Annotated in this window: 20 protein-coding genes and 1 pseudogene; 10 read left to right on the top strand and 11 right to left on the bottom strand. The window is 67.4% G+C overall.

All coding sequences use genetic code 11. The annotated features are described in order from the left end of the window. Positions 1 to 4: 4 nt before the first annotated feature. The gene (locus ACN9M6_RS00210) at positions 5 to 1,345 is read left to right on the top strand and encodes an amidohydrolase family protein (RefSeq protein ID WP_419160901.1); all 1,341 of its coding nucleotides are present in this window, start codon (positions 5 to 7) and stop codon (positions 1,343 to 1,345) included. Positions 1,346 to 1,352: 7 nt separating this feature from the next. Here ACN9M6_RS00210 and ACN9M6_RS00205 read toward each other — a convergent pair whose 3' ends face one another. Beyond that, positions 1,353 to 2,054, bottom strand: a complete 702-nt coding sequence (locus ACN9M6_RS00205; protein ID WP_419160900.1) for a 1-acyl-sn-glycerol-3-phosphate acyltransferase — start codon at positions 2,052 to 2,054, stop codon at positions 1,353 to 1,355. 89 nt (positions 2,055 to 2,143) lie between these two features. Here ACN9M6_RS00205 and ACN9M6_RS00200 point away from each other — a divergent pair, with 89 nt between their 5' ends. The 9 genes from ACN9M6_RS00200 (at position 2,144) to ACN9M6_RS00160 (ending at position 17,411) form a co-directional block, all read left to right on the top strand. Next, positions 2,144 to 3,223, top strand: coding sequence for a hypothetical protein (locus ACN9M6_RS00200; RefSeq protein ID WP_419160899.1), 1,080 nt, complete (start codon positions 2,144 to 2,146; stop codon positions 3,221 to 3,223). 134 nt (positions 3,224 to 3,357) lie between these two features. Next, the gene (locus ACN9M6_RS00195) at positions 3,358 to 4,293 is read left to right on the top strand and encodes an MBL fold metallo-hydrolase (protein ID WP_419160898.1); all 936 of its coding nucleotides are present in this window, start codon (positions 3,358 to 3,360) and stop codon (positions 4,291 to 4,293) included. Then, positions 4,293 to 7,088 carry a 2-oxoglutarate dehydrogenase E1 component gene (locus tag ACN9M6_RS00190; protein ID WP_419160897.1) on the top strand — a complete coding sequence of 932 codons (2,796 nt, stop codon included), beginning with the start codon at positions 4,293 to 4,295 and terminating at the stop codon, positions 7,086 to 7,088. Before ACN9M6_RS00195 ends, ACN9M6_RS00190 begins: the two co-directional genes overlap by 1 nt. A gap of 155 nt (positions 7,089 to 7,243) precedes the next feature. After that, complete coding sequence (locus tag ACN9M6_RS00185; protein WP_419160896.1) at positions 7,244 to 7,741, top strand: hypothetical protein; 498 nt, start codon at positions 7,244 to 7,246, stop codon at positions 7,739 to 7,741. 210 nt (positions 7,742 to 7,951) lie between these two features. Further along, positions 7,952 to 9,247 (top strand): ATP-binding protein, encoded by a 1,296-nt coding sequence (locus ACN9M6_RS00180; protein ID WP_419160895.1) that lies wholly within the window; start codon positions 7,952 to 7,954, stop codon positions 9,245 to 9,247. 34 nt (positions 9,248 to 9,281) lie between these two features. Next, entirely contained in the window at positions 9,282 to 13,466 is a 4,185-nt protein-coding gene (locus tag ACN9M6_RS00175) for a hypothetical protein (RefSeq protein WP_419160894.1), read from the top strand. Continuing rightward, positions 13,463 to 15,055 carry an Hsp70 family protein gene (locus ACN9M6_RS00170; RefSeq protein ID WP_419160893.1) on the top strand — a complete coding sequence of 531 codons (1,593 nt, stop codon included), beginning with the start codon at positions 13,463 to 13,465 and terminating at the stop codon, positions 15,053 to 15,055. Before ACN9M6_RS00175 ends, ACN9M6_RS00170 begins: the two co-directional genes overlap by 4 nt. After that, positions 15,052 to 16,299: a HEAT repeat domain-containing protein gene (locus ACN9M6_RS00165; RefSeq protein WP_419160892.1), complete on the top strand. Its 1,248-nt coding sequence runs from the start codon at positions 15,052 to 15,054 to the stop codon at positions 16,297 to 16,299. Before ACN9M6_RS00170 ends, ACN9M6_RS00165 begins: the two co-directional genes overlap by 4 nt. 29 nt (positions 16,300 to 16,328) lie before the next feature. Then, positions 16,329 to 17,411 carry an SDR family oxidoreductase gene (locus ACN9M6_RS00160; RefSeq protein WP_419160891.1) on the top strand — a complete coding sequence of 361 codons (1,083 nt, stop codon included), beginning with the start codon at positions 16,329 to 16,331 and terminating at the stop codon, positions 17,409 to 17,411. 19 nt (positions 17,412 to 17,430) lie between these two features. On the opposite strand, the pseudogene ACN9M6_RS00155 reads toward ACN9M6_RS00160, so the two are convergent. The 10 genes and pseudogenes from ACN9M6_RS00155 to ACN9M6_RS00110 all read right to left on the bottom strand — a co-directional run. After that, a pseudogene (locus ACN9M6_RS00155) lies at positions 17,431 to 17,586 on the bottom strand (nucleotidyltransferase domain-containing protein); the annotation flags it as partial. Further along, positions 17,579 to 17,788, bottom strand: coding sequence for a nucleotidyltransferase substrate binding protein (locus ACN9M6_RS00150; RefSeq protein WP_419160890.1), 210 nt, complete (start codon positions 17,786 to 17,788; stop codon positions 17,579 to 17,581). The gene ACN9M6_RS00150 and the pseudogene ACN9M6_RS00155, both read right to left, overlap by 8 nt. Before the next feature lie 148 nt (positions 17,789 to 17,936). Beyond that, positions 17,937 to 18,365 carry a type II toxin-antitoxin system VapC family toxin gene (locus ACN9M6_RS00145; protein ID WP_419160889.1) on the bottom strand — a complete coding sequence of 143 codons (429 nt, stop codon included), beginning with the start codon at positions 18,363 to 18,365 and terminating at the stop codon, positions 17,937 to 17,939. Continuing rightward, positions 18,343 to 18,621 (bottom strand): CopG family transcriptional regulator, encoded by a 279-nt coding sequence (locus ACN9M6_RS00140; RefSeq protein WP_419160888.1) that lies wholly within the window; start codon positions 18,619 to 18,621, stop codon positions 18,343 to 18,345. The genes ACN9M6_RS00145 and ACN9M6_RS00140 overlap by 23 nt, the downstream gene beginning before the upstream one ends. Positions 18,622 to 18,703: 82 nt before the next feature. Next, positions 18,704 to 19,003, bottom strand: coding sequence for a hypothetical protein (locus ACN9M6_RS00135; protein WP_419160887.1), 300 nt, complete (start codon positions 19,001 to 19,003; stop codon positions 18,704 to 18,706). 126 nt (positions 19,004 to 19,129) lie between these two features. After that, the gene (locus ACN9M6_RS00130; RefSeq protein ID WP_419160886.1) at positions 19,130 to 20,404 is read right to left on the bottom strand and encodes a hypothetical protein; all 1,275 of its coding nucleotides are present in this window, start codon (positions 20,402 to 20,404) and stop codon (positions 19,130 to 19,132) included. Then, positions 20,401 to 21,033, bottom strand: a complete 633-nt coding sequence (locus ACN9M6_RS00125; protein ID WP_419160885.1) for a c-type cytochrome — start codon at positions 21,031 to 21,033, stop codon at positions 20,401 to 20,403. The genes ACN9M6_RS00130 and ACN9M6_RS00125 overlap by 4 nt, the downstream gene beginning before the upstream one ends. Further along, the gene (locus ACN9M6_RS00120; protein WP_419160884.1) at positions 21,030 to 21,533 is read right to left on the bottom strand and encodes a DUF3341 domain-containing protein; all 504 of its coding nucleotides are present in this window, start codon (positions 21,531 to 21,533) and stop codon (positions 21,030 to 21,032) included. Before ACN9M6_RS00120 ends, ACN9M6_RS00125 begins: the two co-directional genes overlap by 4 nt. Continuing rightward, positions 21,526 to 22,881: an NrfD/PsrC family molybdoenzyme membrane anchor subunit gene (nrfD, locus tag ACN9M6_RS00115; RefSeq protein ID WP_419160883.1), complete on the bottom strand. Its 1,356-nt coding sequence runs from the start codon at positions 22,879 to 22,881 to the stop codon at positions 21,526 to 21,528. The genes ACN9M6_RS00120 and nrfD overlap by 8 nt, the downstream gene beginning before the upstream one ends. Next, a complete protein-coding gene (locus ACN9M6_RS00110; RefSeq protein WP_419160882.1) occupies positions 22,881 to 25,898 on the bottom strand; it encodes a molybdopterin dinucleotide binding domain-containing protein in 3,018 nt (1,005 codons plus the stop codon). The genes nrfD and ACN9M6_RS00110 overlap by 1 nt, the downstream gene beginning before the upstream one ends. Positions 25,899 to 25,950: the final 52 nt, after the last annotated feature.

The following is a 25,950-nucleotide window of genomic DNA, read 5'->3' as shown; positions in this document are numbered from 1 at the left end:
TGAGATGTCGGGAACCGGAACGCCGGCGGGATGGGGGGTCGCAGCGCTGGCCGCGCTGCTGGGCCTCGTGAGTCTGCCCGGGAGAGCCCCGGGCGCGCAGGACCCGTTCCCCGCGGCGAGTGCCGAGGTGTTCGTCAATGTGACGGTCATCGACGGCCGCGGGGGGCCGCCGCGCCCCTCCTCCGCCGTTCTCGTGTGGGGCGGCCGGATCCGCGACATCGGGGCTCAGGGTTCCATCGCGGTGCCGGAGGGGACGGCCCTCGTGGATCTCTCGGGCGCCTATCTCCTCCCGGGGTTCATCGATGTCCACGCGTCGCCACGGACGACGGACGACCTGCGGGCTTTGCTGGCCTCCGGGATCACCGGCGTGCGGGACGCCGCGATGCCCATGGATGTGTTCGAGGAGCGGGGGAGAGGAGGCTTCGGTGATGATCCCGTTCCGGTCGTCTACGTCGGCGGGCCCGTGCTGGACGCCGGGAGCGAGGCGCGCGGCATGCCGCTGGAGTCGGAAGCGGACGCCGTCCGGGAGGTGGCGCGCCAGGCGGAGGATGGGGCCGAGTTCATCTCCGTCTCCCCGAGGGTGCCCCAGGAGTGGCTGGTACCCATCGCCCGCGCCGCGCGACGGGCGGAGGTGCCGCTGTGGGCCGACCGACGGGAAGGGGGCTGGCTCCTCGCCCTGCGCGCGGGAGCTGCCGTGGCGAGCCCTCTGGTATCCGGTGACTCCGATCTGCTGCCGGAGGACGAGCGGGGAGCGTTCGAGACGCTCGCGGCCGGCGGCGGGACCCGGAGTCACGTGGCATGGCTCCGGCGGCTGGAGCCCGACGGACCCGAGGTGGATCGCGCCGTCACCGCGCTGCTGTCGAACGACGCTTCGCTCGCCCCGCTTCTCGCCAGCGCGGCGGCGCCGCTCGACTGCCCCCCCGCCGCCATTGGCTGCCTTCCCGCATCGGACGCCGAACGGGCCGAACTCGCGGCCGTCTGGCCCAGGGCGCAGGCGCTGGTACAGACCCTGTACGGCCACGGCGTCCGGATGCTCGTGGGCTCGGACGCTCCGCGGACGACCACGTGGGGCGAGGGCTTTCACCGCGAGATGCGACTCCTCGTGGAGGCCGGCATCCCCGCGCTGGAGGTCATCGGCATGGCCACCCGCAACGCTGCGACGGCCCTCGGCCAGCTGCACGAACGGGGGACGATCGAGATCGGCAAGCGCGCGGATTTCCTCGTCATCGAGGGAAATCCCGTTGCGGACATCCGAAACGCGAGCCGGATCTCGCTGGTCGTGATCGGCGGACGGGCCTGGACCGTCGGCCCGGGCGGCGTCTGGACGCGCGTCCGTTTCGACTGAGGGCCGTCTACTCGGCCGGCTCGGGGGCACGGTTGCAGTACGCGTCGCGCCGGCGCGTCAGGTCCTGGATGACGGCACCCTTGAGCGAATCGGCACCGTACCATCCCACCAGCCTCTGGCGGTAGGTCTCGATGTCGACGACTTCCGCCCCCAGCCATACTCGCTGGAACGGGCGCGGGAACCGTTCGCCGGGCGCCTGTATGTGGTGGAGACCCCCGCTGTAGGCGATCAACAACCGGCCTCCGGGTCGCAGCGCGATGATATCCGCGATGCCGCCCCGGATCGTCATGGGATTCCCGGCGAGATCAAGCCCCGTGCGGCGCTTCATGCGCCCTTCGGGACAGATGACGATCAGGGCCTGCGGATCCCGGATCTGGTCCAGTACGTCCGTCCACGTGTCATCGCGCTCGCGGGTCACCGGCACCACTTGGCGCGCAATGAGTCGGAACAGTCGCCCCGCTACGGGTCGCTCTGCCGTCTTGTCCGCCACCGGCACGACGCCGTGAGCCGCCAGTTGCCAGAGCAGCCGGCTGGGCACCGCGGCGAGGAGCACGGGCTCGAACAGGCTGGTGTGATTGAGCAGGACGAGTACGCGCAGTCCCGACCACGGGTCGTCGACTTCACGGACCCACTCCAGCCGCACCTTGCAGAAGACTCTGCCCGCGGCCTTGATACCCAGGAGAAGAATAAAGACGATATAGCTGCGCATTTCGCGCAGTGTGCTTTGCGGATTGTCGAGCGGTCAAGGGTTCCGGTCGGGGCCAGACGCCGCTGCGGACCCCACTGGAGGAGCACGTCATGTTCCGAGTCTTCCCGAAAACGGCCACCGAGTCGCTGAGACGGCTTGTCCTCGCCTCGATCGCGGGCGTTGTGCTCTGCGGAGCCGGCTCGGCCTCGGCGCAGGACCATACCATCATCGCGCTGAGCCACTCCGACTTCACGGCCTATGAACTCGATCCGGCGACCGGCCGCATCGTCAACCAGTTCACCGCCGAGAATCAGCCTCACGAAGCCGTCGTGACGCCCGACGGCCGCACGATCTTCGTGGCGATCCCGCGCGACCCCCCCTACGTCGTGATCCTGGACGCGGCCACGTTCGAGGAGAAGGGGAGGATCGAGTCGGAGCACTTCCATCGTCCTCCGGAGGCGCGGCAACTCGGGCCCGAGGTCGTCACGAACCAATCCGCGCTCCCGCACGGAGTCGCGCTGAACCGGGCCGGGACCAAGCTGTACGTCGGCGTCGAGTGGTCCGAGGTCCCGGGTCTCGTCGTGTACGACGTGTCTCGCGGCGAGGTGAGCGGGAAGATCGACCTGCTCCTGGAAGGGGGACACTTCCTCGCCATCGACCCGCGGACCGACAAGCTGTATTACCCGCACCGGGATGACGATCGCGTCGTCGTGATCGACACGAGTACCGACGAGATCGTGAAGATCATCGACGTGCCCGGTGGCCCGGTCGGCGTCGACTTCACGCCGGACGGGGAGGCGTGGGTACACTCCGACTACGACGGGACCGTCACGGTGATCGACACCTCGACGGACGAGGTACTCGAGACGATCGACACCGGAGGCCGGGGAGCGGGCCGGATCTCGATCTCGCCCGACGGACGGTTCGCGGCGTCCACGCGGAACGACACGGAGAATGTGGCGCTCATCGATGTCGAGAAGCGGGAAGTTACAGGTCATGTCACGCTCGGGCCCGGTCCGGGGTTCCCTCTCTTCTCGCCCGATGGGAGCAAGCTCTACGTGATGAATTCCGGTGGCGCAGACGTCGCGGTCATCGACGTGGGCGCGGGCGGGGCGGGCGTCGTCGCGGCCCGACATCCCGTGGGTGTGAATCCGTTCGGCGGGACCCTGCGTCACGTGCCTTCCCGGTAGCGCGGGGCCGGCAGGAGGAACTTGCCTCGCCCGCTGCGGGGCCCTGCAGCGGATCGCCAGTTGGCAAGGGGCCATCGTGGACGCATCTTCGAGCGCCCGCCCGCTGAAACAGTCCGTACTCAGGAGTCTGTGCCATGAATCGCATCAGAGTTCGATCGCTCGTCCTTGCCGCCCTGTGGAGCGGCATCGCCTCCACCCCCGTTCTTGCGCAGCAGGACTTCTCGGCCGTCCGGATCGAGGCCACGCACGTCGCCGGCAGCGTCTGGATGCTGGTGGGGTCGGGCGGGAACATCGGCGTCTCGTCGGGTCCCGACGGTGTGCTGATGGTCGACGACCAGTTCGCGCCTCTGGCGGACAGGATTCGCGACGCGCTGCGCGAAGTGGGCCAGTCCGAAGAGGCCGCCGAGCCGGGCTTCCTGCTCAACACCCACTTTCACGGCGACCACACGGGCGGCAACGCGGAGTTCGGTGAGGCCTCCACGATCGTGGCGCACACCAATGTGCGCTCGAGATTGGTGGCGGGCGGGTCGCCCGACGAGGCGCTCCCGGTGGTCACGTTCGACGAAGCGCTCTCGATCCACTTCAACGGCGAAGAGATCCGGGCGTTTCACATTCCGAACGGACACACGGACGGGGACGCGCTCATCTATTTCATGGGCTCCAACGTGCTCCATATGGGAGACGATTTCTTCGCCGGGAGGTTCCCCTTCGTCGATATCGACAACGGGGGGAGCGTGGAAGGGCTTGCGCGCGGCATCGCCGGCGTGCTGGATAATGTACCCGCCGACATCCGAATCATCCCCGGGCATGGTCCGCTTTCCTCGGTGGACGACCTGAGGACGTACCACCGGATGATTACCGAGACGATTGCCATGGTGCGCGGGAAGATCGACGGGGGCATGAGCAACGAGCAGGTCCAGGGCGAGGGCGTCTCCGACGAGTGGGCGGAGTGGGGCGGCGGCTTCATCTCGACGGAGCGCTGGCTCGACACGGTGTACCGCAGCCTGTCCGGCGCGGCGGGCGGCGAGAACGTCGAACACGGACACGGGACCGGCGCGTCACATCGCTGATGAACAACAACGACGGAGACGGCGGCGCCGGGGACTCCGGCTGGGTGGCGGACGGGTACAACGCGGGATACGCCGAGGGGCTTTACGAACGGTCGCTTCGGGACCGGGGTCTGATCCCGCCTCCGCTGGCAGGCTGGGGCCCGGCGGCCGCGCCGGCGCTCGAGGTGCCGCCGAAGATCCTGCCTCCTCCCGCTCCTCCCCCAACGCCAGCGGTCGCCGAGGTGGTGGCCACGGAGGATCTGAGGCTCGCCGCCATCGCGGGCGCCCTGGTGGAGGCCTATCGCGCGTACGGACATCTCGGTGCGACGATCGATCCCCTGGGGTCGACGCCTCCGAGACATCCGTTGCTGGAACCGGAATACCACGGCATCCGCCGCGAGGAGCTCGCGCGAGTCCCCGCCTCCGCCGTCTGGCTCAAGCACCTGGGGGACAACGCCGCCGAGGTCCTGGACCGCCTCGAGGAGATCTACTGCGGCCCGATCGGCTACGAACTCGATCAGATGGAGAACCCGACCCAGCGCGACTGGCTCGTGGACTACATCGAGTCGCACCGCCACCGGCTCCTCATGAGTCGCGCGCGGGCAAGGGGCTGCCTCGAGTGGCTCACCCGCGTGCAGGGACTCGAGCGCTTCCTCCACCGCACCTACCTCGGCAAGAAGCGGTTCTCCGTCGAGGGCCTCGACATGATCGTCCCCATGCTGCGAGGGATCGTGGGGAGCGCCGGTCGGCGTGGTGCGCGGCAGGTGTTCGTGGGCATGGCGCACCGCGGACGCCTCAACGTACTGGCCCACGTCATGGGGCTATCCTACGAGTCGATCGTGGCCGAGTTCGAGGAGCAAGCCGCGCGAGGGATCATGACGGCGCTTCCGGAGCATGGGTCGGGGGACGTTAAATACCACGTCGGGGGCAGGTCACAGGTCGCGGAGGACGAAGTCTCGCTGGACGTCCGGCTCGCCCCCAATCCCAGCCATCTCGAGCATGTGAACCCTGTCGTGCTCGGCATGGCGAGGGCGGCACGATTCACCGGTGAGTCCTGTGACGCGTCGGCGATCCTCCCCATCCTCATCCACGGCGACGCCTCCTTCGCGGGGCAGGGGGTCGTGGCCGAAACGCTGAACCTGTGCCGGCTCAGCGCCTACGAGACGGGTGGCACGATCCACATCATCACGAACAACCAGCTCGGCTTCACGACGCTCCCGGGCGACAGCCGCTCGACCCGGTACGCGAGCGACCTTTCGCTGGGCTTCCGGCTCCCCGTGGTGCACGTGAACGCCGACGACCCCGAGGCGTGTATGGCGGCGGTGCGGCTCGCCGTCGACTACCGGTTCGAGTTCGGCGAGGATCTGGTCATCGACCTCGTCGGCTATCGACGCTACGGCCACAACGAGGGGGACGAACCGTCGTACACGCAGCCCATGATGTACGAGCGGGTCGCGGCCCACCCGAGGGTTCGTGAACAGTTCGCCCGCGTCGTGGTCGGGCGGGGCCTCCTCACGCAGGCCGAGTCCGACGCGATGGTGAAACAGGTGGATGCCGAACTGGAAGAGGCGCGCGGAGCGATCGCAGCGCACAAGGAAGCGGACCCGGGCACCGGAGCGCCCCTTGACCGGAGGTTGCTTACGGACCCGGCCGAGGAGGCCCGGTCGACGGGCATTGCCGAGCCCCGGCTGCGCGAACTCAACGACGCGATCCATCGCTGGCCGGCAGACTTCACGCCCTTCCACAAGCTGCGGCGGCAACTGGAGCGCCGCCGCGCCGCGCTCGATGAGGCCATCGACTGGGGCCACGCGGAAGCCCTGGCCCTGGCGGGTCTGCTCACCGAGGGAGTTCCGGTCCGGCTTACCGGCGAGGACACCGAACGCGGCACCTTCAGCCATCGCCACCTTGTGCTGCACGACGCCGAGGACGGGCGCAGGCATACCCCCATCGCACACATCGAAGCCGGCCAGGCGCCGCTCAAGATCGCGAACAGCCCACTGTCCGAGATCGCCACGCTCGGTTTCGAGTACGGCTTCTCCACCATCGCGGCGGACGCGCTGGTTCTGTGGGAAGCGCAGTTCGGCGACTTCGCCAACGTCGGCCAGGCGATCATCGACCAGTTCGTCGTGTCGGGCCGGTCGAAGTGGGGCCTGGAATCCCGGCTCGTCCTGCTCCTCCCGCACGGGTACGAGGGGCAGGGGCCGGAACATTCGAGCGCCCGGTTCGAGCGCTTCCTCCAGCTCGCCGCCGAGGGCAACATCCGCGTCGTGAATTGCACGACGCCCGCGCAGTACTTCCACGCGCTCCGCTGGCAGGCGCTGCGCGCCACTCGCCGCCCGCTCATCGTCATGACGCCCAAGAGCCTGCTTCGCCACCCGCGGGCCCGCTCGTCGCTCGCCGATCTCACGAGCGACATGTTCCGCGCGGTGCTGGGGGACCAGGGCGTGACCGTCGAGCCCCACCGCGTGGACCGGGTCCTCATCTGCAGCGGGAAGGTCTACTTCGACCTGCTCGCCGAGACCCCTGCCGAACGCGATATTCCGATCCTCCGCGTGGAACAGCCGTATCCGTTCCCGGCGCAGGAGCTGGAGGCGGCACTGGCTCCGTATCCCGACACGGCGGAGATCTGCTGGGTTCAGGAGGAGCCGGAGAACATGGGCGCCTGGACCTTCATGCGGCCGTACCTGCGTCAACTCATCGGCCGTGAGCCCGTCTACATCGGCCGCCCCGAACGCGCCAGCCCCGCCGAGGGCTACTTCGGCAAACACGCCCGCCGCCAGCAGCGCCTGCTCCGCGCCGCGCTCCGGCTGTCCTGACGTCTGCGGCCTCCTTGGCGCTGATCTGGGCGCCAACCAGGACAGCTACGGAGAGCGCGCGAAACAGTTCATCGTCGTATTGTCGCGCGTGTGCCAACGCCATAGAGTTTCCGCCTGCCCCGATCACTCCACTCTCGAGCGTGTACCCAGGCACCATGCGCCCCACGATCGCCGGGACTCTCCTGCTGCTTACCCTCGGTGCCACCCAGGCTTGCCGTGTCGGCGCGCCCGCCCAGGAGGCGCTGCAGACCGAGGTGATTGCCGCCCTCGACACCTTGGTGGCGGAGTTGGTGGCGGAGCGACCGGCCGACGCAGCCGCGTATGCGGAGCGCTTGCGGGCTTACCTGGAAGGCCACCCCGCGTTCTACGGCAGTGCCGCCGCGCTAACGGACGAGGCTGGCACCATCACCGCGAGCCCCTACGTCTATCGCACCGCCGACGGCTACCATACTCGCGATCTAGCCCTGTCCGAATACAACCTCGAGGTGCAGGAGTGGATCACGATGCCATTGGCCGCGAACGCGAGTATCTGGACGCCCCCGACCGGTGACATCTCATCACCGAGGAGGCCGGGCGGCTTCGGATGGATGATGGGTCGGTCCAGGACTTCCGGACGGACAAGGGAAGTGTGCACACCGTGTTCGCAAGTATGAACCGTGCAGTGGGCGAGTATCGGGGGGCGGCGTACGAGAAGAGGACGCGGCGGAGGAAGGCGTCATTCGCGGGCAGCAAGGAGGGGGAGGAGCAATCTTGACATGTCCCCACCCAAGCCATCGTGCCTTGGGTGGCGTGCGGTCGAATTTGAAGCTCATGCTTCTGGTGGACTATTGAGCATTTTTGCTCAATAGTCTATCATTAGCCCCATGACCGACCTACCGACCTACCGCCGTCCCCTCGTAGCCCGCCTGATCGACCTCCTCACCGAGGACGGTCCCATGCGTCTAGTCGCCGTCACCGGTCCCCGGCAGACGGGGAAGACGACCATGGTTCTTCAAGCCCGGGAGGAACTAAGGAGGAGTGGTCTCCCATGCTGGTACGTCGCCGTTGACGATCCCACGCCGGACGAGCAGCCCTTCGACACTGCGCCCCCTGATGCGGCGACCCCGCTTCCCGGCCGAGCCCCCGGACCGGAATGGCTCGTTTCGACCTGGAGCCGGGCTCGCGCGGCCGCGGACCGTTCCCCCCAGGGTCTGGTATTGGCGCTTGACGAGGTCCAGCGCATTCGGAACTGGTCCAGCATCGTCAAGGGCCTTTGGGACGGCGACCGCCGGACTGGCTGCCGGCTGCGCGTGGTCATCCTGGGGTCTGCCCCATGGGCGATGCTGACCGGAATGCATGAGAGCCTGGCTGGCCGGTTCGATCCCTTCCCCGTGATGCACTGGTCGCTCGAGGAGATGCAGCGCGCATTCGGGGTGACGCTGGACGAATACATCTTCTTCGGGGGGTATCCGGGAGCCGCTATCCACATTCGCGATGCCACCCGGTGGAGGGGGCATATCAGGTACGCCATCATGGACCCGGTGATCGACCGCGACATCCTTTCCCTGACACGGGTCGAAAAACCCTCGCTGATGCGTGCGCTGATGGACTTGGCCCCCGACTACTCGGGACAGGTCGTCTCCTACCGGAAGTTGCAGGGTCAGCTGGACGATGCGGGCAACACCACGACGCTGGCCCGCTACCTGGACCTGCTCGCGGACGCGGGCCTGATCACAGGACTGCAGAAGTACAGCGCCAAGCCGCACCTGTCGAAGCGGTCGACCCCGAAGCTGAACGTGCTGAACACCGCCATCATGACCGCCGGATACGCCTATCCCTTTGGGCGCGTCAGGGACGACGGCGCCTTCTGGGGACGGCTGTGCGAGAGCGCGGTGGGAGCCCATCTGCACAACACCCTCCCGCCGGACAGGATCGTCAAGCTCCGATACTGGCGGGACGGAGCCCGGGAGGTCGACTTCGTGCTCGCATCGGGCCGGCAACTGCTCGCGATCGAGGTGAAGAGCGGTCGCCGGGGCGGTCGCACTGCCGGTCTGGAGGCGTTTGAAGACCGCTTTCCTGGTGCGAAGCGGCTCGTAGTGGGAACAGGAGGGGTGCCGTTCAACGAGTTCCTGTCCGAACCCGCCGACTTCTGGCTGGAGGAGGCCCACCGTGCTCGTTGAGCGGACGGTCTCGCGATGGCGGGAGGGAAGGTGGGTGTCGGAGGGCGAAAAGCTGTCGGACTTCCGGTCGGCAAGTGGCTACGTGCTCCTGGGTGAGCCGGGATCCGGTAAGTCCGAGGCGTTCAAACTGGAGAGAGGGCACGACGAGAACGGAGTCGAGGTCACCGCCCGCCACTTCATCCGCCGGAGCCTCGACGCCCATCCGGAGTGGAGACACGGGACCCTCCTGATAGATGGTCTCGATGAGGTTCGTGCCCAGGGTGGCGATCCGCGCGAGCCCCTGGATGCGCTCGTATGCCGGCTCGAACAGCTGGGCAAGCCAACCTTCAGGCTTTCCTGTCGTGAAGATTCCTGGCTGGGGCGAAACGATTTCCACGAACTGACTTCAGTTGTCGACCGTGATGAGCTGCACCTACTGAGGCTTGATCCTCTTACCGTGGAGGATGCCCGCCGGATTCTGGCCGCCGCCGAAGTCCCGGATCGCGAGGGTTTCCTCTGGAAAGCCGTGGATAGCGGGTTGGAGGTCTTCCTGCAGAACCCCCTCCTGCTTGACATCGTGATCCAGGCCGAGACGTCCAGATCCTGGCCCAACGGCCAGCTCGCCGCGTTCGAGTGGGCTTGCGAGAAACTGGCCAGGGAAACGAACCAAGGGCACTTGGATGCCCGGGATGGCAACCCGTTCGCGAGCGATGAAGTGGTGCTCGCTGCAGGTAGATTGTGCGCAATCCTGCTGCTGACCGGCACGTCCGGCTGGTCGCGGCGTGGCCCCGGCGACGACGACTTTCCGGCCCTGAGCGAGGCGGGCCGGGACCAGCCTCTGCTGAAGTTCGCTTTGGACAGCAAGCTGTTCACGGGAACCGATGAGGCTGGAAGGCAGCCACGTCACCGCCGCATCGCCGAGTTTCTCGCCGGGAAGTACCTGGACCGTGCAATTCGGGAAAATCATGTGCCTGCGAGGAGAGTCCTGGCCTGGATGCGCGGGATCGACGGGGTCTTGATGCCCGACCTGCGCGGCATTTCCGTGTGGCTGGCGGCAAGGAACCCGGACACCCGACGCCCCCTCATCGAATCCGACCCGGTCGGCGTGGCCTTCCTCGGGGACGCGGGGGGCTTCGACCGCCACGACACGGCACTTCTGCTGAGCGGTGTGGAGGAACAGCTCGCGCATCATGGGGAGTCGGCCTCATCCGCTTCTCTCGCCGCCCTCATGGCCGGTCCGGCCCGAGACCTGTTGTGGGACATGCTTCGGACCCCGGACCCATCCGATGCCCGGCAGGGGCTGGTTGGCCTCCTCCTCCGGGGTTTGGCGGCGACCCCGCGAAGCGGCTACACGGCACCCACGGCGCGCGAGATCCTCCCTGCGGTCCTGCGAGATGACAGTTGGCGGTCGACCGTCAGGCAGCGGGCGCTGGTCGCGCTCATCCATCTGCTGGAGCAACAAGCAGACGGTCCACCGATTCTGCTCGGTCTGCTACGCGAAATCGACGAGGGCCGGATCCCGGAAGACGAGGACGGCGAGTTGCGCGGCGAGTTGCTGACCCGGCTGTATCCGCAGCACATCGCCGCCGGGGAGGTGTGGGACTGCGCGATGCGGATGTGGCACGTTGACGACCGCGCTCCGGACGACCCGGCCGTGAGCCCCGTCCCGAGGGGCAAGGGCGAGGCGTTCTGGACAGAGCACTTGGTGAAGGAGTCGGCACCGGAGGGTATACGATCGCTCCTCGATGGCCTGGTTGCGAGGGCTGAAGAGCTGATCTTCCTCCTCGCGCAGAACGATGTCGAGTCGGTGGTGTTTCGCCTGCTGGCCAGGGGCCTTGAGCTGTTCGGCGAGGGGATGGAGGTCTCCGAACTGTATGAGTGGTTTGACGTCGTGGAAGCCCACTACGAACGGGCCGAATTGGTGCCGGCTCACTGCCGGAACGTCGGCGTGAGCTCCCGCCATGTGCAAGAACAAGGCCGGATCTACCGCTGGCTCCGCGAGCATCGCGAAATCCAGCACGGACTGATTCTGGAGGCTCTGAAGCGCCACGCATCATTGCCCAGGGAGAGGATGCTCGATCATCCGATCGGAGTGAAGTTCCTGGGCGACGAAGCACCGGCCGGCTTTCGCGGATGGTGTCTGGAGAAGGCGGTCGCCTTGGCGAGGACGAATCCGCCTGCTGCCATCGAGCTCGCATGCTGGGCGGTGACGCGACGAAGGGAATGGGGACCACCGGTATCCGACGATGCCGTCGTGGCTGCTGTACAGGGCACTCCGCTGCTGCGGGAGTGGCACGAGAAGCGCCTTACGGCAGAGGCCAAGTACGCTGCACATGAAGCTGAGCTACGCGAGTCCCCGCGATACCGGGAGGTCCGGGAGCGGCGCCAAGCGTATCTCGCGTCCATCCGCGAAGAGCTTGCTGCCGTCGAGGCGGGTCAGACACCGTCAGGACGGTTTCACGACTTGGGACGCGTCTACTGGAATGGCGTGGAGCAAGGCGGTCCCGATCAGCCTTGCGAGGAGCTGGGGCGCCATCTTGCCTCCAGCCGCGCGTCCGACCAGGATCTCCCCGAAGCTGTGATCCGGGGATTCCGCGGCCTCGCGGGCCGAACGGATCTTCCGGGTCTGGACAGAATCATTCGGTTTCACGAACAGGGCCTGACGTCGTTTTTTTCCCTCCCGTTCCTGGCCGGCCTGGCCGAGGACGAGCGTGCGGGTGAGGATCCGCTTCAGCGTTTGAACGAAGGAGCCCTCCGCCGGACCCTGGGCTTCTATCTGCTCTCCGGCCTGCCCACCAGACGCCATCCGACCCCTAGGCTCTTCAGCCGGTCGGAGGATACTCGGCCTGGCTGGTTCCTCCAGGCTCTCGAAACCCACCCGCAGACCGTCGCCGACGCCTTCGCCGCCGTGCACGGTGCGCGCGTCCGCGCGAAGGAGTTCCCCGATCAGCACCTGTACGACCTGGCGACAAAGGCGGAATACGAGCTGGTGGCGCCGCTCGCCGTGCCGAGGATGTTCAGTCCGTTCGCCAGCAGCTGCACCGAGCCCCAGATAGAGGCGCTTCGCCCGATCCTGTGGGCTGCCCTAAGATTCATGCCCCGGGATGAGCTGGGCCGGCTGGTCCGGCGCAGGTTGCGTCGCAAGGGGATGGATGTGGCCCAGCAGGCGCACTGGCTCGGTGCAGGCCTGTTTGTTGAGCCCAAAGCGTGCTTTCCGAGACTCTTCGATTTCGTGTCCAAGGGCCGGAAGACGCGACGGATCCGTCATCTTGTCGATTTCCTGGTTCAGGACAGACAGCCCCTGCCTAACCAGGACTGGTCAACCGCCGACCTGCTTGCGCTCATTCAGGTCGTGGGGCGAGAGTTGCGTTTGCCATGGGACGATCTGCGTGACTCCTCCGCCCAGTTCATGGCCAGCGGCAGCTTTGCCACCGAGCTGAAGGTGGACCCTCTCATGAACGCCTGGGTCAAGACCTTGGCGGGCCGAGTGGAAGAGGAGGCGATCGCCGCCCTTTCCGACCTCGCGGACGACCCGACTCTGAAGAATTGGCACGCGATGCTCCTTCGGGCTCGTGACGAGCAGGCGGCAAAGCACCGGATTTCGACCTATGAGGCTCCCACCGTACGTCAGATACGGGATGCGCTTTGTGGCGGTCCGCCGACCAGCGCGGCCGACCTATCGGCGCTGGTCTCCGACAAGCTGGTGAAACTGGCCACGAGAATCCGCGACGGGAATACCGATACCTGGCAGCAGTATTGGCACACCGACCCGGACGATCCAAGAGGCAGGGAGGTCGACAAGCCCAAGCCCGAGGATCCCTGCCGGGACGCCCTGCTCTCGGATCTCCAACTCCTGCTGGACGCGCACGATGTCGATGCCCAGCCGGAAGGACACCATGCGGAGGACAATCGGTCGGACATCATTGCGGTCCACGGCGTCCATGCCGTGGTCGTGGAAGTCAAGAAGACGGACAGCAGGGATCTCTGGAGTGCCATCGAAGAGCAGCTGATCGCCAGGTACACGCGTGACCCGAGGTCGGGCGGCTACGGGATCTACCTGGTCTTCTGGTTCGGCGCCGACCACTTGAAAAGAGCACCCCCCGCAGGCACCCGTCCGGAGTCATCGGATGAACTTCGGGACAGGTTGATCGACCGCATTCCACGGGAACAGCGTCGCACCATCACGGTTCTCGTTGTCGATGTCAGCGCACCGCCGGGTCGGCGCAAGGTCGTGGCATGACGACCCACTGGGCCATCGACCTCGGCACGTCCAACACGACCATCTGCGAAGACCGGTCCGGCCGGCCCCACATCGTGAACCTGCCGGACCTCGCGAAAATCGAGCCCCTCACGCAGACACCGGTCATGCCGTCATGCGTATGCGTCATGGACCGGGACGGTGAGCACGTCCTGATCGGGCAGCAGGCCGTTACCTATAACTGGGACGGACAGGCCACGGGCTTCGCGCGCGGCTTCAAGCGCTACCTCGGCACGGAGGGCGGTCGGGCCATGGCGCGCGCGGACGGGAGGATCTTCACCGCTCAGGATGTCGCTTCGCTTTTCCTCCGGGAGGTCATCAGCGTCCTCGAGGGGCGATTCGGCGAAGACATCACCGACGTCACCATCGCCACGCCGAGCGGTTTCTACGAGACGTACCGGGCCGAGCTGCAGGCGATCATCCGGAGTCTGAAGCACCGTGGCTGGTGGGAGCGCATGTGGGCGCGCCTCCGGGGGAAGCCAACCCGGATCGTGTTCCGCACGCTCGACGAGCCCGTCGCGGCCGCGCTCGGCTACGGCGTGGATGTCGGACGCCCCACCACGCTCGTAGCCTTCGATTTTGGCGGTGGATCGATGGAGGCCGCCGTCGTCAGGACCCACGGCGCGCGGACGGTGGAGACCGGCCGGGCGGAGGTGCTGGCGAAACAGGCCGTGGAACTCGGCGGCGACGACGTCGACCGCTGGATTCTGGAGCGGTTCGTCCCGACGGCCCTGCACGATTGGCCCGAATGGGAGGTCGCGCTCCGATGGGAGGCCGAGCGCGTGAAGCTGCTCGCGAGCGCGGGGAGCGAGGGCGACCTCACCTTCCGCAACGAATCATACGGGAAGCTGGACTACAAGGTCTTGAGCGACATTCTCGCCGAGAACGGCCTGTACGCGCGGATGCGGGAGCTCCTGGGCGCCTTGCTCACCGAGCTGCGGACCCGGCATGGCGTACCCGCTGACGACATCGACGATGTGATCCTCGAGGGTGGGTCCACCCTCCTTCCGGAAGTGCGCAACGTCGTGGGCGACGTGCTCGGCCGGGAGAAGGTACGGGAGTGGCTTCCCTTCGCGAGCGTAGCTCGGGGTGCGTGCATCTTTGCGGGTGGCGCGCACGTCGAGGATTTCATCTACCACGACTATGCGCTTCGCGTCTTGCCGGACGACGACAAGGAGGCCGAGTACGAGCTGCTCATCCCCGGTGGAACGAGTTTCCCGACGGTCGACAACTTCGTGACGCGCTACTACGCCCCCGGCTTCGATGGCCAGCAACAGATCAACCTCTTCATCTGCGAGGTCGGGCGCGTCGCCGGGCGTCCGGTCGACTGGACCGAGCGGGCCAACGGCTCCCGCTATTTCGTGCCCGGGACCGCGGGCGAACGGGCCTTCTGCCTGTGCCTCAACGAGGCTGACCCGGCGCTGCCTCTCAACCCTGCCGGCCGAGGAACGGCACCCCGGCTGCGCGTAACCTACTCGGTGGACGAGAACCGCTGGCTGTGTGTAACCGTTCACGACCTGCACCGGAAGACCGACCTGAGGGTCAGGCACCCGGTGGTACGACTGCGATGAGCTTGCTCAAAGCCCTGTTCGGGCCGAGTCGTGATGAGATCTGGCGTCAGCTCTCCGGAGACGTGGGTGGGCAGTTCCACGAAGGAGGCCTGTTGACCCAATCTGCCGTCCAGGCTCGTACCGACGACTGGATCATCACGCTCGACACGTACACGCAGAGCACCGGCAACACGCACCAGACCTTCACGAGGCTTCGCGCTCCGTATTTCAATCCGGAAGGCTTCAGGTTCGAGATCTACCGGGCGGGCTTGTTCAGCGAGCTGGGGAAGGCGCTGGGCATGGAGGATATCGAGGTCGGCCACACTCGCTTCGATCGGGACTTCGTGATCAAGAGCAATGCGGCGCGGCGCGTGCGGCGGCTCTTCGACAACAGGAAGATCCGTCATCTCATTGATGCCCAGCCGAAGATTCACCTGTCCGTAAAGGGGCACGACGGGTTGTTCGGCAAGTTCCCCGCCGGGGTGGACGAACTCCACTTCCGATCGACCGGGACCATCAAGGATCTCGCGCAGCTCCGGACCCTGTTCGACCTCTTCGCCGAGGTCCTGCAGCAGGTCTGTCACGAAGGAAAGGAGTATGAGGACGATGTCCGGATCCACATCCGGCGCCTGCGTGCGCCCGCGGGCCGGATCAAGGACAAGTACATCCTCTGGGAAGGCGATGGACCGCGTCGCGACGCCGCCGCCGCACTCGGACGGCTGGGGGACCCCGCAGCCGTTCCGGCCCTCGCGTCCGTTCTCGGGGACGAGGACCCCTTGCTCGCGGCCCGGGCCATCGAAGCACTCGCCCGGATTCAGGACCGGACGGCGGCCGGCCCCCTCATCCGTCTTCTAGGCGACAGGCGAGAGGCCGACGGCGCACGCGTGGGCGACAGGGTCGCGGATGCGTTGAGGAACCTGGGCGAAGGGGAGTTGGTCGACATCGTGGCCGGGGCGTTCGGCGGCGACTTCGGTCGTCTCAAGGCGTACGACGGCGAATACAGGGCGCAGGTCATCGAGGCGCTCGGCGAAGCGCTCGAGGGGGTCTCCGGCACGCACGCGGCGAACGCGCTCGCGGAGATCAACGCCGTGGAAGCGCTGCCCCGGCTCCGCGAAGTCCTCAGGAGCACCGGCGCGCGAAACCCCACGGGTCAGGCGATCTCGAGTGCGATCAAGGAGCTCGAGGCGCGGGCCGCGCTGCCCCGCGCCGCCGCCGCGGCCGATGTCGAAGTTGACACGCTGCCGCGGTCCGCAGAACCCTTATGAAACCATACACGAAGGGGAGTCGGCCCACCATGAACACCGCACCCAGGAACCCCGTCCCAGCGGTCGCGCTGGCCCTCGCCGCCTTCATGGCAGCCTGGCCCGCCTCCACCACCGAGCTACTGGCCCAGGCGACCCCCTTGCCCGAACCCGGACAGAAGGTGGCCCTCGTCACCGGATCGACCTCCGGGCTCGGGCGAGAGCTCGCCCTGCGGCTGGGCGCGCGGGGCGATCACGTCATCGTGCACGGGCGCGACGAGGAACGGGGGGCGGAGGTGGTGGACGCCATCAATGCGACGGGACCCGGGAGCGCCCGCTTCTACCGCGCCGATCTGGCGTCGATGAAGGAGGTCCGGCAGTTCGCCGAGACGCTGCTGGCCGACTACGACCGGCTGGATATCCTCATCAACAATGCAGGTTTCGGCTCGGCCCCGGACGAGCGGTGGGTCACCGAGGACGGGCACGAGTACCGCTTCCAGGTGAACTACCTCTCCACCTTTCTGCTCACGCACATGCTCATGCCGCGCCTCCTCACCAGCGCGCCGTCCCGCATCGTGAACGTGTCGTCCGGTGCGCAGACCCCGATCGACTTCGACGACGTGATGATCGAGAAGAACTTCAGCGGGCGTCGTGCCTACGCCCAGAGCAAGCTCGCGCAGGTCATGTTCACCCTCGATCTGGCCGAAGAGCTGGACGGTAGCGGCATTGTGGTCGGCTCGCTCCATCCGGCTACATACATGCCCACCGAGATGGTACGGCGGGCGGGCGCGACACCGCGCTCCACCATTGCCGAAGGTGCCGATGCGGTGATGCAGGTGGTCGACTCCGACGACTTCGAGAGCGGGCAGTACTTCAGCGGCCTCAGCCCCGCCAACGGCAACGCCCAGGCTTACGACCCCGAAGCGCGCGCCAAACTCAGGCAGCTGAGCCAGGAGTTGACCGGCATTCGTTGTCGGATGGGCCGCTGCCGGTTCATTACTGTTCCAGCACAACCACATGGTCGCGTTCGATCTCGCCGTGGAAGCGCTCCGGCAGGCGGGCCCAGTCGTGTACCTCGACGAGGAAGGGGATTGCGGAGTCCCGCAGTGCTTCGACGAAGTCTGCGAAACGGCTGATCGGTATCTCTTGGAGATTCGGGCCGCGTAGCACCAGGTCGAGGTCGCTGCCCTCGTGACTCCGCCCTGTGACGCGGCTGCCGTAGGCCCAGACTTCCACGTCGGGCAAGTGTTCGCGCAGCAGGGCCTCGATCACCGTCCGGTGCCGGCTCCCGAGGTGCAGCCGGTCAGCCATCCCCCGCTTCCTCGATGGCGTCTGCGAGCGCCCGGGCGTCCACGATAAAGCCAGGCAGCAGCCGCAGCGTCGCCTCGGCGAAGTCCTTGCCGTAGTCGTGCGCGGTTCGGTTGCGGTTGTCCCGGTACAGCAGCCAGCGTTCGGCGGCCTCCACACGGACGAGACCGTGTCTGGCGGCGTGCCGGAAGAGGTCCTTGAACACGAGCGGTTGCTGGCAAGAAGGCGGCGAGCCGCAGCTTGCCGCCCTGTTCCAGCCAGCGTTCGGATGTCCTCGATGTCCTCTGGCGCACGGACGAGCGCGCGTTCGAGAGTGTCGATACAACGCCGGAGAAACATCGTGTCGAGCTCCCTCACGACTCCCCCGGGACGAGTAGCGGAATGACTCGACGCCGACTCTGCCGGTAGATGTGGAAGTCGGAGTCGAGCGTCATGACCGAAGCGTGCTCCGTGGACTCGACGATCCGTACGAGGCAGGCGTCGGCAAACGACATTGGAACGTCCGCGTACCGGCGCATGAGGCGGCCCACGGCGACGACATCACCAGTGGAATCGAATAGCCGCGCGATTCGCAGAACGCCTCGCTCGATGAGCTTCACGGGCAGGCTCGGGTCGGCACCCAGGCGCCGGAGGATGAACGAACTCTCGGAAAGCACGGCTTCGCAGGTGAGGAGCGGCGCCTTCAGCGTGTCGAACTGGCGTCGCGCCCAATCGTGACGAGCCTCGCGACGGTCGAGGAACGCGACGATGGGGCCCGTGTCAACGACTACGGTCGGCGGCAACGTAGTCAGCGTCGAGGAGCGTGGCCTCTTCGAGCAGGAGCCGGTCGGTCGCCGCATCGGAACGGCCGCTGTCGAAGCAGCCGGCCAGATCACCCGCAAGTTCGAGGCAACTCGGAGACTCTGGGCCGGAGTCGCAATCGAGTGCTCCACCGAGGAGTTCGCGGACCAGGGCCGAGCGGCTGACGTGACGCCGCCGCGCCTCCCTCGTAAGGGCCGCATCCATCTCGGCGGGCAGCTTGACGGAAAGTGAATTCATGCGGAGACGGTAGTACGATCTGCAACAGGTCGCAATACTGTCATCGCGCGGCTCGCTTCGGGGATGCTGAGGCGCGCCGGGGTCAGCGGATCCGGGTCTGGATCGTCCGCTTCATGTCCGAGAGTTCGGAGACCACCTTCTGGTGGAGGGCGCCGAGGGCCCGGTTGTTCCCGTCGTCCTCGGAATCGGAGAGCTCCTCCAACCGGGTCTTCGCACCGTCGTACTTGCGTTCCAGCCGGTCGATCATGGCCATGATCTGGACCTTACGGCCGGCCCGGGCCTTCCGGAGCTTCGCTCTCAGCTCGTCGGCCCCCTCACGGTACTTCTCGACCGTCGCGTTCGTCCGCTGCAACAACTGCTCGTAATTCTCGGAAAGCTCCATCCAACTCGCCTTGGTCAGAAACTTCGCGGCGCGAGGTCGCACCCGGCCGGCATGACTGGCGCCGTCACGTCATGCTACGACTCTTGAGAATATGCGCCGGAGGTCGACCGGGGCACCCCTCGCGGCTTACGGCCCGCGTCCGGGGCTCCCGACCGCGATCGTCTCGCGCAGTGGAACCTTCGGGAAGGTGGTCGAATACGCGCTGTACGCGAGCGCGAACAGGCCGAGGAATCCGACCGAGATCATCGCCTCCGGAGCGCCGAGCGGCAGCCCCTCTCCGTGCCAGATCGACGGGGCCACCATGTTCCAGCGCTCGACCCAGAAGCCGGCCAGGATAATCAGGCCGACGAAGGCGAGCCATCGGGAACTCATCTTCGGGCTTCGGCCCAGGAGGAAGGGGAAGGGAAGTACGAAGATGAGGACCATCTGGAGCCAGAACATGAAACCGAACGCACCGGTCGAACGCGGCATGAAGAAATTCGTCTCGCGCGGGATGTTGCCGTACCAGATCACGAGGTACTGGGCGAACCAGAGGTAGGTCCAGAAGGCGACGAAGGCGAAGGTCAGCTTTCCGAGGTCGTGAAAGTCCCACTTCCCCCACAGGCGGAGTCCATCGAAGCGCCCGTTGTAGCGGTGGGCCATGATCGCGACGAGCGCGAGCAGACCGAGCCAGCCGCCGATGAAGTAGTACGGGCCCCACACCATGCTCACGAACCCCGGCGTGAGCGACATTCCGAAGTCGAACGCGAGCAGCGAGAAGACGATCGCCCAACTCAGGATCAGCGCAGCCGACAGACGTCCGATCCGGTTCCGGCAGCGTGTGACCTCTTCCTCGTCCCCTCGCCAGCCGCGCGCGAAGAGAGAGACGACCGTCTTGCGCCAGCCCCGATGTTCGCCGGCGACCAGCGGGGCGTCGGCCCGGATCGAATAGAAGAGCCACAGAAAGCCGAAGGCGTAGAGCAGCGCGATCAGGACCCCGTTTCGCAGGAAGACCCCGTCGAGCGTGAGCCAGTCGCGGTTCAGATGTTCCGTCTCCACGGGCCCGAGCCAGGGGAAGATGTGCTCGGCGCCGAGGCGCAGCGTGAAGAAGAGCGCGAACGAAACGGGAAGAAACGCCCCCGCCGCCTCGGCCAGCCTCCGGAAGCTCTTCCCCCAATGCCCTTTCGCGACCTGGAGCACGGCGCCGAACACGATTCCCGCCATCGAGATCGCGGTCCAGAACAGGAAGTTCGACCAGACGCTCATCCAGGCCCGCTGCGCGTCGCCGCCGACCGTCGTCACGAACCCGACCGCGCCGACCGCGATGGCGCCCCCCCACACCATCAGCCACGTCATTGGAATCCGGCCGCCGATCGTCTTCAGCGCATCGCTCGTGGCGAGCGTCGGACGGTCGCCGCTCACCGGCCGCCTCCCGTCCCCGGGGTCTCCGTCGCCGAGTCCGCCGCGGCTTCGGCTTCCGCCGCGGCCGCCGCGGCCGCTGCGGCTTCTTCGGCCGCCGCTTCTTCAGCCATCGCCTCGGCCTGCAGGCGCCGCACATGGGCGACGAGAACCCAGCGATCCTCGGCCGGGATGCGGGGATAGGCCGGCATCAGCCCCCGCCCGTTCGTGATCAGGCCCCAGATGTATCCGTCCGTGTAGCCGCGAGTGAGTTCGCCGCGGATGTTGAGGAGCGGGATGTCGGGGATCCGGTTCAATCCGACCACGGAGCCGTCGCCCGCACCGGCCGGACCGTGGCAGGGGGTGCAGAACTGGCCGAACAGTTCTTCTCCCCGGGCCAGGTCGGCCCCGGTGCCCGCGATCGGGCTCGAGAGCATGCTGTCGGCCGCCAGAAGATCGTAGGTGCGCTCACCATCGATCGGCATCGTGCCGGGCACCGGCATCCGGGCGCGCTCCTCGAAGGCTTCGATGGAGGGCTGCCAGGACATGGTGCTGAACAGCGGCGTCCGCTGCTCGATGTGCTTGATCTGGTCATCGCACGCGCCGGCCGCGAGAGCGGTCAGCAGCACGGCCGCGGCCGCCCGGGCGGTCATTCCTGCACCTCCACGTCGACCGCGGCGGTGTCCCGCACCAGCGCCTCGGCGGCGGCGCGGCCCTCGCCCTCGGCAGGGACGAAGATGCCCCAGCGGTCGACCGAGAAGGAGGTGCGATATGCCGGGTCCAGCTTGATCACCGGCCGCCTCGTATGCACGAGCAATGCGACGAGTCCGAAGATCCCCGTGAGCAGAACCGTGAGCTCGAACATGAACACGACGAACGGAGGCAGCGACACGAGCGGCTTGCCCTGCGTGACGAGCGGATAGGCCAGCGACGTGCCCGCCGTGAGCAGTACCCCGAGCATGCAGCCCGTGATCGCGCCCGTCAGTGCCCACACGCGCACCGGCGAGGAGTGGATGTCCATCGCCTCCTCGATCTCCGGCGACGGGATCGGCGAGAACACCTCGATGTTGCGGTGCCCCGCATCCCGCAGCCGCGCGATCGCGTCGAGCGTGCCGGGCAGCGTGTCGTACTGCCCGAGGACGCCGCTACTCATGGTCGTCCCCGTGACCGTTCCCGTGCTCGTGCGCGAGATGCTCCTTCACTTCCGCGATCGAAATCACCGGCAGGCTGCGCGAGAAGAGCAGGAACCAGAAGAAGAACCAGCAGAAGCTGCCGACGAGAATCGACAACTCGACCCAACTCGGCACGTAGATCCCCCATCCCCCCGGTTCGAATTCATGGGCGAGCGAGGCCACGATGATGACGAAGCGCTCGTACCACATTCCGATGTTGACGAAGATCGTGAGCGCGAACAGGGCCGGCAGCCTCGTCCGAATCTTCTTGAACCACAGCGCCTGCGGCACCACCACGTTGCAGAACACCATGACCCAGAAGGGAAGCGCGTAGTCCCCGAGCGCCCGGTAGCGGAAGCTCTCGATCTCGATCGGATCGGCCGAATAGTAGGCGAGGAAGAACTCCGTCCCGTAGGAGAATCCGACGATGAGCGACGTCAGGAGGACCAGCTTCGCCATGTTCTCGAAGTGCTTCTCGGTGATGTAGGCCTCGAGCCCGAACGCCCACCTGAGCGGGATCATGATCGTGATCACGAGGGCGACGCCGCTGAAGATCGCCCCGGCCACGAAGTACGGGGCGAAGATCGTCGAGTGCCAGCCCGGCACGATCGCGAGCGCGAAGTCCCACGAGACCACGGAGTGCACCGACAGCACCAGCGGCGTCGCGATCCCGGCCATGTAGAGGTAGATGCGGCGGTAGTGCCGCCACTCGCTCACCGTTCCCTGCCACCCCAGTGAGAACGCGCCGTAGATCTTGTGCGCCCACCCCTTCGCCCGGTCCCGCAGGACCGCGAAATCGGGGATGAGGCCCGTGTACCAGAACAGGGCGGAGATCGTGAGGTAGGTGGAGACCGCGAACACGTCCATCACGAGCGGAGATCGGAAGTCCGGCCAGATCTGCCGCTGCGACGGGTACGGCATGAGGTAGTAGAAGTACCAGACGCGACCCAGATGGATGAGGGGGAAGAGTCCCGCCGTCATCACCGCGAAGATGGTCATCGCCTCCGCGGTACGGTTGATCGTCGTGCGCCAGCCGGAGCGGAAGAGGTAGAGGATGGCCGAGATCAGCGTCCCGGAGTGGGCGATCCCGACCCAGAACACGAAGGTCGTGATGTACACGCCCCAGAAGACGGGGTGCGTGATCCCGGCGACCCCGATGCCCGCGCCGATCTGGTAGAACCAGGCCCCGAACATGAGCGCCAGCCCCGCGCCGGCGACGCCGAGTACGAGGAAGAAGCGCTTGTCGGGCCGCGAGATCGGACGCGTGATGTCTCGGTTCGCGTCGGCCAGCGTCGGGTGGGCGGGCACCTTCGCCTCGACGGTGGCCATCAGTGCGCCTCTTCGCCTTCACCGGCGGCCGGCTCACCGTGCCCGCCCGCCATGTGCTGGTGCGTCACGTCCTCGAGGTAGGTGATCGCGGGTCGAACCCCGAGCTCTCCGAGCGCGTGGTAGCCGCGGGCGCTCTTCGCCTTGCGGGAGACCTCGCTGCCCGGATCCTTGAGGTTGCCGAAGGTGATCGCGTTGCTTGGGCAGCTGGCCTGGCAGGCGGTGACCACCTCGCCGTCCATCAGCGTCCGCCCCTCCTCCTTGGCGTCGATCTTCGACTTGTTGATGCGGTGCACACACATCGTGCACTTCTCCATCACCCCCACCTCGCGAACCGTGATGTCCGGGTTGAGCTGGAGGTTCAGGGGCCAGGGGAAGGCCCGGTCGTCTCCGCGGCCGGGCGCGTCGTAGTTGAACCAGTTGAAGCGCCGCACCTTGTAGGGGCAGTTGTTCGCGCAGTACCGCGTGCCGACGCAGCGGTTGTAGACCTGGACGTTGAGCCCCTCGGGGCTGTGGTACGTCGCGTAGACCGGACACACCGGCTCGCACGGCGCGTCGCCGCAGTGCTGGCAGAGCATCGGCTGCTGGACCGTCTGGAACCCGCCGTCGTCCGTCTCTTCCTCGAAGCGGTGGATCCGCATCCACGACATCTCCCGCCTGAGGTTCGCCTGGTCCTCGCCGACGGTGGGGATGTTGTTCTCGGAGTAGCAGGCCGTGACGCAGGCGCCGCAGCCGGTGCAGGCGTTGAGGTCGATGACCATGCCCCAGCGGTACGGGCTGTTGGGATCGGAGTCCCACGCGGCCTCGACCATTTCGACGAGATCGATCTCATGTGCCTCGATCTCGTGCAGCGCGTCGTCCACGTTCATCGCGTGAACGATCTCACGGTCGAAGTCGTCGGTGGACCCCTGCGTGACGACGAGTCGGCCTCGTTCGCCGGTCGCCGTGACGGTGACCGCGGTCCCCGCGTAGGCAAGCGCCCCCGAGCCGGAATCAGCCTCCGGGGCGAGCAGGTCGAGCGGGTTCACGCCTCGGCCGCGCGCGTGGCGGCCGTACTCCGTGTGGCCCTGCCCCAGCGGGATCGCGACCGTATCCGGGCGGATGCCGCGGTACACGTAGACCGGCGCCTCGATCGCGCCCTGGCCGGACTCGATGCGGACGAGATCGCCTCGCTTCACGCCGAGTTCGTCGGCCATGTCGGGGTGCATCTCCACCCACGAATTCCACACGGCCTTGGTGATGGCGTCGGGCTGCTCCTGCATCCACGAGCGGTTCGCCCCGCGGCCGTCGTAGAACTGGGCCGTCGGGTAGACGACGAGCTGCGTGCCCGAGGACGCCGATGGGAAGCTGAATCCACCCTGGTCGCCGGCCCCGTTCATCGGGGCAGCCATCTCGCCGTCCCCAGCGCCGCCGTCCGCCCCGCCGCCCGCCGCCCACGCCGCTGCAGTCGCGCCTCCGCGCCGGAGCGCGTCCAGCCATGCGTCGTCGCCGCCGAGCCGCACGGTCCAGGCGTTCCTGAGCACCGTCGCGTAGTCGGCCGCGCTGAAGGCGCCGCTCTGACCCGCGGCGTTCGCCACATGAAGCAGCAGGTCCTCGCGCTGACGGGTGTCGAACACGGGGTGCATGAGGGGCTGCCCCAGTGCCATCGCGCCGCCCGCGAGTTCGGCATCGCACCACGACTCGAGAGCGTGGTGGCTCGGAAGTACCCAGCCGCAGGCCGAGGCCGTCTCGTCGAGATGCGGTCCGATCGCGACCGTGTTCGCCACGTTCGCCATCGCCGCCGCGAACCCGGCCGCCGCGGGGAGCGAGTAGGCGGGATTGCCGCCTGCCACGATCAGCGTCCGCACCTGGCCGGCCTGCATGCGCCCGATCAGGGCCTGCATGTCGCCGAACCCGGCCGTCGTGCCCTCCGGGGCGCCGCGGCCCGGGAAGACCGAGCGGCCGACCGCTCCGAGCAGTTCGTTCAGCGCCGCGACCGCCGCGTGTGCCTGCCGTGCGTCCGCGCCCTGCGACTCGAGCCCGGGCGGGATCGCGACCGCGTTCTCCGCGGCCGCCAACTCCTCACCGAGCGCGCGAATCGCTTCGGCCGATACGCCCGCGGCGTCCGCGACCGACTCCGGCGATACGTCCGGCAGTCCGGCCGGGAGCGCCGTGCCCCGCTGGGCGGCGACCACTCCGGCCACCGCGAGCGCCACGGCGCCCTCGGTCCCGCCACGCGCCTCGATCCACTCGTCCGCGTTGGCGCCCGTAAGCGACAGGCGCGGGCCGACGAAGGTGAACTTCGCGTGGTGGTGGGCCTCGATATCCCGCGCGGCGGCGAACCCCGCCGCCAGCTGCGTGGGAGCGAGCCACGTGCCGAGGAAGTCGGCCCCGAAGCAGGCGATCCGGTCGGCCCCGGACAGGTCGAAGCGCGGCATGCCCGCTCCGCCGCTCACGTCCGACGTGCCGGCCGCCAGCGCCCGGTTGGAGAACGGCTCCCACGCGACGTGCTCGACGCCCATCACGCGTGCCCAGTCGGCAATGAATCGGCCCGTCGTGCCCGTGACCCGACCGGTGAGCAGCACGGCGCTGCCGACCCGCACCGCGTCCGTGAGCGCGGCCGTCGCATCCTCCCAGCTCGCGAACTGGAACGGAGGGGCCCCTTCCTCGGTCGACGGATTGCGCTGTAGCGGCTGGCTCACCCGATCCGGATCGTAGAGATCCTGGAGCGTCGAATGCGTGAGCGACGAGAGCCCGCTCGTGCCGCCGCCGAACCGGCCATTTGGGCTCAGGCCGAGGACTCGCCCGTCGCGCACCTGCGCGTGTACGGGCACCGGCTCCGGACCCGCATCGGGCAGGACCGTGGCGTACGTGTCGGAGACGCCGGGGGTGATCCCTTCTTCTTCCACGAGGTGGGGAATGAGCTTGTCCGCGAAGTTCGGCGGACCGCACGCCGCCATCGTGGCCGCGCCGGCGCCCGACGCCCCGAGGACCTGGAGGAACCGTCGCCGCGAGGTCCCGTTCTCGCTGACCTCGTTCACCGGGTCAGGCTCCGTCCGCGGTGCGCCGCCGGAACAGGATCCACCGCAACCG

Origin of the sequence: Candidatus Palauibacter sp., from assembly GCF_965197445.1 — a bacterium.
Lineage (GTDB): Bacteria > Gemmatimonadota > Gemmatimonadetes > Palauibacterales > Palauibacteraceae > Palauibacter.
Note: the sequence above shows the minus strand (reverse complement) of the source record. Positions and strands in the feature narration are given on the sequence as shown.

What these genes read in the sequence shown, in the direction of transcription:
- ACN9M6_RS00185 (WP_419160896.1), top strand. Translation starts at nt 7,244, where the DNA reads ATGCGCCCCACGATCGCCGGGACTCTCCTGCTGCTTACCCTCGGTGCC.
- ACN9M6_RS00165 (WP_419160892.1), top strand. Translation starts at nt 15,052, where the DNA reads ATGAGCTTGCTCAAAGCCCTGTTCGGGCCGAGTCGTGATGAGATCTGG.
- ACN9M6_RS00120 (WP_419160884.1), bottom strand. Translation starts at nt 21,533, where the DNA reads ATGAGTAGCGGCGTCCTCGGGCAGTACGACACGCTGCCCGGCACGCTC.
- ACN9M6_RS00125 (WP_419160885.1), bottom strand. Translation starts at nt 21,033, where the DNA reads ATGACCGCCCGGGCGGCCGCGGCCGTGCTGCTGACCGCTCTCGCGGCC.
- ACN9M6_RS00195 (WP_419160898.1), top strand. Translation starts at nt 3,358, where the DNA reads ATGAATCGCATCAGAGTTCGATCGCTCGTCCTTGCCGCCCTGTGGAGC.
- ACN9M6_RS00200 (WP_419160899.1), top strand. Translation starts at nt 2,144, where the DNA reads ATGTTCCGAGTCTTCCCGAAAACGGCCACCGAGTCGCTGAGACGGCTT.
- ACN9M6_RS00160 (WP_419160891.1), top strand. Translation starts at nt 16,329, where the DNA reads ATGAACACCGCACCCAGGAACCCCGTCCCAGCGGTCGCGCTGGCCCTC.
- ACN9M6_RS00140 (WP_419160888.1), bottom strand. Translation starts at nt 18,621, where the DNA reads ATGAATTCACTTTCCGTCAAGCTGCCCGCCGAGATGGATGCGGCCCTT.
- ACN9M6_RS00190 (WP_419160897.1), top strand. Translation starts at nt 4,293, where the DNA reads ATGAACAACAACGACGGAGACGGCGGCGCCGGGGACTCCGGCTGGGTG.
- ACN9M6_RS00205 (WP_419160900.1), bottom strand. Translation starts at nt 2,054, where the DNA reads ATGCGCAGCTATATCGTCTTTATTCTTCTCCTGGGTATCAAGGCCGCG.
- ACN9M6_RS00170 (WP_419160893.1), top strand. Translation starts at nt 13,463, where the DNA reads ATGACGACCCACTGGGCCATCGACCTCGGCACGTCCAACACGACCATC.
- ACN9M6_RS00210 (WP_419160901.1), top strand. Translation starts at nt 5, where the DNA reads ATGTCGGGAACCGGAACGCCGGCGGGATGGGGGGTCGCAGCGCTGGCC.
- nrfD (WP_419160883.1), bottom strand. Translation starts at nt 22,881, where the DNA reads ATGGCCACCGTCGAGGCGAAGGTGCCCGCCCACCCGACGCTGGCCGAC.
- ACN9M6_RS00180 (WP_419160895.1), top strand. Translation starts at nt 7,952, where the DNA reads ATGACCGACCTACCGACCTACCGCCGTCCCCTCGTAGCCCGCCTGATC.
- ACN9M6_RS00135 (WP_419160887.1), bottom strand. Translation starts at nt 19,003, where the DNA reads ATGGAGCTTTCCGAGAATTACGAGCAGTTGTTGCAGCGGACGAACGCG.